Raw genomic sequence first — 6,587 nt, forward strand, 5'->3', positions numbered from 1 at the left:
TTCGCTAAACTCAAAGAAAATCGACGCTTAGCATTACGATTTGAGAAATCCGATCTCTCTTTCCTTGCCTTTATAGCTTTAGCATCTATTAAATACAACCTTTGTTAACAGTGCCTACTAAATGAGATGAATAAAATGTGGAGCAAGGCCCTAGAAGAATTAAAGGCGAGTTGGGATAAAAGCATGAAGGAGAAACTTTACTGGAAAGACGATGCAAAAGGGTTTAGAAGTAACTATATTGACACAGGAAAGCCAATTCGACCAATAGATGTACAGGATCAGCTCTTTCGGAATCTAATTGACATAACGCTAAGGCATAAGAATTCTCAACTCATGCTCCATTCTTACATGATAGAGGAGATAAAGAAGTTTAGAGATTCCTTATATAAGGAATCTACTTATGATACTGAAGAGCAATTTATCGAACATTTAACAGAGATAGACTTAAATTGTGATTCACTTTGTACGTTGTCAAATTTGATATGGCATCTGCATGAAATAGGGTACCGAGGCGTACCGATTGATGAAAAGTTGTTGAAAATGAATGATCAGCACATGATAACAAATCTTCCAGAAGCTATTGATATTAAATTGAATGAAAAAGGACCAGAGGAAATAAAAAGCTTGGCAAACAACTATTTGAGCTTAATAAAAATAATATGTGCATTTACATCAATTTCTTTAATGCAGTTTGGTAATGTAGAAGAATTTCAAACAAAAATATATCGCTTTTCTTCCTTACCAGAAGTGAAACATCCGTTATTATATCCTGCACATGATACTAGTCCTGCACCTACTAGTAGACAAAATCCTACAGATGGTGCTGCATCGTGGGCCGCTGCCACATGGGCTGGAAATGTAGTAGACAGACGAGACAACAGTAAAGAGCCTGAGGGAAGGAAGAAATAGGAGCTTTACTCTATATCTAGATGTATGTTGATGATAAATATGCCTGACCGAAAAAGTAGTAGATACCCATGTAAACAACATTGTTGTAGAGGAGAGAGGATAAAAAATAGCTATGTTCAAGGTAAATAAAAGGTCCAAAGATTATAGTAAAACTTATCGCAAAGATGATCAAGAATGATCAACGGTAGCGGTATAGCCATTTTATTTGAGATTGCATACTTAATAACACCCCTTGTATCACAGCTTATTAATTTAACTTAAATAACTATATAATATTCGTAGACCGACTAGAGAACCTAAGACACCATTAATAGGTGATGCCCCTAATATATTGAGAAGTTTTTAAATGAGATTGGGTCCCTCGTGACTAAATGTCTATATATTAGCAATATAATGGCCGATTTTTCCATTAAATTAGGTTGATTTATATATAGAATTGTTTTATTTATCAGCCATATGGTGAATCTCATACATTAAGTCTTTAGTCGTACCCTTATATTTTAGAGCGCATCATAAATACTATATCGGTTCTACTTTTTTAATATGCGGTAGGTGTTATCTAATACCTATGCATGTAAATTCCCCGCTTTCTTTTTGTTCATTAATTAATAAATTCTATGCTTAGTGGATTTTTTCACTTTTTTACCTCTCCTTATTATCTTACAAGATATTTAGTTACTTGCTTGGTATCAACAAAACAGAGTCTGGCATTACTAAATTATCCAACATTTAGTTCATTAGGATATAAAGAATGTTTTTACATATTACATGCCTTAAATTGCATCAAAGACTCTTCTAAATCTGATATGGCTATAAAAAACTTAGAAGACTTCTTATATTATGCGCTAAAAGAATGTAATTATACAGACATAAAGATGGTTGTTGATTTGGCATCTTCTTCAACAGAGTTTACAAAATTCTCTGATCTTTTAGTTAAGCTTCCATTGTCGATAGTACAAGATCCACTTTATAGAAATGGCGGTATGTTGCTAAGATTATGTATAAAAAAAAGTGGTATAGGTGATGTGCAATCATTAGATAGTGGCGCCGCGTATGAGAAGCTTAGTCTAATGATAGATAGATTGATGTGTATGCCAGAGTCTTTTATGAATTTTAATTCTGATGTGCAGGCTGATTTTTTAAAAAAGGTAATAACTCTTGATACTAAAGTATTTGATAAGATAACAAAAAATTTACTATTAATACCGCTAGAACTTAATGAGAAGTATAAATTTTTAGCTGAATGTCAGAATCTGTTATTAAAAGCAGCTCTTGATGCTAGTAATGATCATTTTGCCTCTTTTATCAAAAGAATAACTGAGCAGCTTCCATATGAAACATTTATAAGAATATTTATATATCATGAGGAGACTGGAAAATTGTTGATTAAGTCAGCTTTTAATGCAGAACAAGTGGATTTTGATCGATTTATAAATAATTGTATATCTGTACAGGAGATAGCTTACGCATTTGGATTTGAGGCACGAGAATTACTTGTTAATTTGGCGCTGTATCAAAATCATTTTGTAAAAATAGCCGATAACCTAGCTATATTAGGATTATATAATAATGTATTTCGTCCTTTTTTTCTCCAAGATAGAGATCAAAAATCTTTGATCAAACTTGCATACAAGATGGATTACCATGAATATGTAGATCTTATAAAAAAATTAAATTCTGTAGATAAAGATCTATGGGGTAATTTTGATCAAATCAAAGATGGTATTTTGCATTACGCGGCTGAAGCAGCAACATATGATGATTTTCATAAGTTTGTGGTGAAGTTACGTGCCATACCACAACATATACTAAAAGAATGCAGTAAGGGGCATAGTGAAAAATTACTTAGAAGTGCGCATAATATGTCTGCTTATCAATTTGATATATTAGTATCAAAGCTGTTAAGTGTTCCAACTGATCTATATGTTAAGTTTACAATTCTTAGTGGGGATTTTTGGAACATGATGATCGATTTTGCGCTAACAAAAGATAGTCTAGAATTGGATAAGTTATTTAAAAATTTTTCTAAGATTCCTGGTAATCTTTACTCTTATGAACAAGTTGCTCTACTTAGTGCCGCATTTGATAGTGATAGCGCATTCCAGAAGCTGTTAGCTGAGTATGAAGCGCAAAGGCTCAATAAGGCCTTCAAGTTTGAACTTCATCACAGTAAGGATACCGGTGAATGTAAGATTGATCTGCAGCATGGTGACAAAAAAGAGCACCATGTCATAAATTTGGCTAAAACTAAAGATTCTGGAAGCACAGAAAGGGTTAACAAATTATTAAAGTTAGGGATTATTCAAAAATTAAGTATAGCAAATAGAGATTTATTGAAGGCAAAAGTATTAGCTTTGAGTGACTCGAAATTTGATGATATCGAAAAAAGGCTTGGTATTTTATCAAAAATAGTTGGTCTTGATAATGATTCTAGTAACATATTGATAAAAGAAGCTTTAAATCGTGATTGTAGCGCGTTTAATACATTAGAGTCAAGGGTAGCGTTGTTCTCAGAGAATGGATTGTTTAATTTAGGCTTGGCTACAACAAAAATTCTTATAAATCAGGCAGTAAATGCAGATCGCAATGATTTTGAGGCGTTATTAGATCGAGTGAATCGTGTGCTTCAAGAAGCCTTGAATCTTAATCTTAATAAAGGGTGTACAGATGACATGCTGAGATTTGTATGTAAATTTGGTGATGCTGCATGCCATAAATTGTTTAAAAATTTAGTTATACTAGAGGAGCGAGGCTCAAAAAACGTTGAAAATCCTTTAAAGATTAAGTGCATAGAGGGGGCTTTAAAACATGCGAGTTCAGGCTATAGTGACGGGCAATTTAAAAATTATTTAGATAGCATTGATCCAGTACCTAAATATGAACAATCTGATTCAAAAGGATCTGAGCCTCTTCACCCATCTGCACCACCTGCATATTCCTCAGAAGGGTCTGTACCTCCTCCTCCAGCATATGAAGAAGATCAAGCTAGTAGCTTATATAATGATCAATCACCGCCACCTTATTCTGAGTATGAATAATAAAAAATATTAATCTTATAGTCATACCACGGCAGAAATTTTTAGATTTATTTAGAAGCTTCTGCCGTTGATTGTGATAGTTTTAGAATTTATAGCTGATCTCTATTTATTTTTGTCATAATCGATCCTCGAGAATATAAAAGGCTATCAAACAATACCTCTAAAATAGATAGTCCTGTGGTTGTTTTGCAGGTACTCGATCCTACTATAAAATAGTGCTCATCATATTGATATCGCAAGATAAATGAGATAAATGAATTCGCTACAAGTGTATAACAGTGTAAATAAATTATTGTATTTCTTAGGTAATTAGTTGCGTTATGTTGTTGCATGCCTAAGTAGTTATGTTATACTATTTGCGGTAGTTTTATATCCAAGGCTTGTTCTTGTAATAAGATGAGTTGATGAAGACCAAAACATAAGATTAGTAAGCGCGAAAGTGCTATGGCTTAAGAAATGTCGTAAACTACTCCTTGATACCAGTTATCATATACATAAAACCAATATACAGACTTTTGTTGTAACATGCTGGGTCTGTTTTTTTATAATATTTTTATTAAGTATAATTTATATTTTAGCTAGCTCAATATGAATAAGAAAAACGCAAAACGTTTAATGGAGCACCTTGGGAATATAACAGAAGGAGCCGCGAGCTTACTAGGGCATCTAGGATTTACGGAAGCTAGGAGCAAGTTAATTTTTTTACCCCTAGGAATGCTTCATAGTATTTGTTGCTATAGCTATACACGTGACATTTTGACTAATAATCAAGAAGGGTCACTTCTTGTCATGCCATATATTATTACGCTAGAAATTGCAGTTGGTTTATTGTCCAATAGTAATTGGGCCTTTAATAAAATACAGCCACAAGTAGCGCGTTTTGTTCAGACAAGATTATTATCATATTTGCTGCACAACAAAGAACAGGTTGGTGATATGCATAAGAAGCTTACAGATGCCATAACTAATAAAATCTGTCCACAACATAGCTCGTTCTCTAAAGAATTTTGGTTTGGATCATTTACTGAGGTAGCGCCGGCCCTTTCTTTATGTAGGCTCTTTTTTTCTTTTTCCGGTGAAGATACTAAAAATAAAATAATTAGCTCTATGCTAGAAGAATTAGCCAAGCCATTATATCATGCATATTGTATTTTCGGGTCTCTATATGGGATATGCAGCTCTTCTCAGTCGGCATATCTAAATCTATTTCAAATTATCGAATCAACTCTATATATAACGAATAATGTCATGTCATCAAGGGCCGAGTTACAAAAAGATCTAAATCCAACAACTGGGCATAATTATGTAAATCATGTAGCTACTAATGGTCAAAATGATGTTGAGGCAAATGGCGCTGATCACAGGGATGTTGATGAAAAGGGCGTTGATTGTCTTGGATTTGCAGACGACCAATGCAACAGTAATCATCATGATATATATAAAGGAAGTGGTTTATAGAATAGCAATATCATTGAGGGCAGGCACTTGCCCCACTCAAAAGAGCATGTAGCTAAGATAGTATAAAATAGCGCAATAATTATTCTAGCTTCTTAACTCCTATTTTATATGACGTTTTATACTGACTTAGCTATATAACAAATTTATAGTTATTTAAGCTGAATTAGAATAGGTTGTAATAGTATTGTTAATGTGCGCCACCTTAAATAAAACAGCTCTATATAGCCGCTCCAAACTCTTATATTTATAGCTTAAACGATGCAAACCTATGATTTGTTGTTATCTTCTATATAAAACGCATTCTGAATGTGTTCTATCGTGCCGTCAATTACAAATATATAATCAAACCTAAATGAATCGTAACATTGATTATTATCTAACGAAATAAAATAAAGCGCAGCATTTGCACAGCGCCTTTTTTGCCTCTCTGTTAACAAAAATGATCTCTTATAGTTTTTACTGCTCTTTATTTCAAAAAAGACTAATTCTAAGCCCTTAGAAGCAATAACATCTATTTCACCAAACCCACTCCTCCACCTTTGTTTAAGGATAGAAAATCCATTATGTATTAAAAAGTTACAAGCATCACGTTCCGCCTTTAGCCCAGCAGAATGGTTGCTACAAGTGCCTCGAAGCATGTAAAGAAAAACTAATCAACAACTTCTGTTGTAAAAACCAATAGATAAAACACCGCCATATAACAAAAGAGCGGTGTTTCATACATGTATCTTCTTCCTTACGCGCCTTTCTGTGATGTGCAATGCGCTGATTTTGATGAAGAAACAAGATCAGAAAGTTTTGAACTAACTGTTTGACATATATCTGAGCATTCCTTCAAATATGCCGCACCATTTTCAGATAATTTATGAGCAATTTGAATGCCACCTAATCCAGATACCATAATTTGTGCATTATTCTTTAATACCTTTGTACCTGCTTCATAAAGATTAGTAACGCCATCAGAAACAGTCTGAGAGAATTCAGAAGCAAAATTTGCGAACCCGCCTGAGGCAGCATCAGCAAAGTTTTTATATGCAGAATAGAAACAATTACCGTTGTACATGATAGGCACTGTTAACAAAGGTTGTATTTAATAGATGCTAAAGCTATAAAGGCAAGGAAAGAGAGATCGGATTTCTCAAATCGTAATGCTAAGCGTCGATTTTCTTTGAGTTTAGCGAA

General features: G+C 33.6%; 5 protein-coding genes. 3 read left to right on the plus strand and 2 right to left on the minus strand.

What is annotated here, in order from left to right; all coding sequences use genetic code 11:
• Positions 1-126 precede the first annotated feature (126 nt).
• The 3 genes from Cyrtocomes_RS04735 (at position 127) to Cyrtocomes_RS04745 (ending at position 5,405) form a co-directional block, all read left to right on the plus strand.
• A complete protein-coding gene (locus tag Cyrtocomes_RS04735; RefSeq protein ID WP_322498048.1) occupies positions 127-909 on the plus strand; it encodes a hypothetical protein in 783 nt (260 codons plus the stop codon).
• Positions 910-1,715: 806 nt separating this feature from the next.
• Complete coding sequence (locus tag Cyrtocomes_RS04740) at positions 1,716-3,947, plus strand: hypothetical protein (protein WP_322498049.1); 2,232 nt, start codon at positions 1,716-1,718, stop codon at positions 3,945-3,947.
• Positions 3,948-4,535: 588 nt separating this feature from the next.
• A complete protein-coding gene (locus Cyrtocomes_RS04745; protein ID WP_322498050.1) occupies positions 4,536-5,405 on the plus strand; it encodes a hypothetical protein in 870 nt (289 codons plus the stop codon).
• A gap of 266 nt (positions 5,406-5,671) precedes the next feature.
• On the opposite strand, the gene Cyrtocomes_RS04750 is transcribed toward Cyrtocomes_RS04745, so the two are convergent.
• Together Cyrtocomes_RS04750 and Cyrtocomes_RS04755 are read right to left on the minus strand one after the other, a co-directional pair.
• Positions 5,672-6,043, minus strand: a complete 372-nt coding sequence (locus Cyrtocomes_RS04750) for a YraN family protein (protein WP_322498051.1) — start codon at positions 6,041-6,043, stop codon at positions 5,672-5,674.
• Positions 6,044-6,141: 98 nt separating this feature from the next.
• Positions 6,142-6,468: a hypothetical protein gene (locus tag Cyrtocomes_RS04755; protein WP_322498052.1), complete on the minus strand. Its 327-nt coding sequence runs from the start codon at positions 6,466-6,468 to the stop codon at positions 6,142-6,144.
• Positions 6,469-6,587 lie beyond the last annotated feature (119 nt).

The organism is Candidatus Cyrtobacter comes (genome assembly GCF_034470605.1).
GTDB classification, from domain to species: domain Bacteria; phylum Pseudomonadota; class Alphaproteobacteria; order Rickettsiales; family Midichloriaceae; genus Cyrtobacter; species Cyrtobacter comes.